Here is a 254-nt window from a genome sequence, read left to right on the forward strand (position 1 = left end):
TCACGCAGGTGAAAAACACCGTTCACGGGATCCGGCGCGGCGCGATCATCCTGGCGCCCATCGCGATCATCCTCGTCGTCATCAGCGGCGTCGTGAACCTCTTCAGCACGACCGGAATCCCGGCGAAGATCGCGCTGCTTCTCATCAACATCTCGGGCGGCGTGCTGCTGTTCGCGGTGCTGCTCGGGATGGGGGTCGCCATCCTGATGGGGGTCGGCATGCCGACCGTGGCCGCCTACGTCATCGTGGCCATC

Annotated in this window: 1 pseudogene; it reads left to right on the forward strand. The window is 65.0% G+C overall.

Going from position 1 to position 254, the window contains the following annotated elements:
• Positions 1-254 (forward strand): annotated as a pseudogene (locus EXE45_RS21490) (C4-dicarboxylate ABC transporter permease); the annotation flags it as partial.

The sequence above is a fragment of the Halorubrum sp. SP9 genome (assembly GCF_005435015.1).
Taxonomy (GTDB): domain Archaea; phylum Halobacteriota; class Halobacteria; order Halobacteriales; family Haloferacaceae; genus Halorubrum; species Halorubrum sodomense.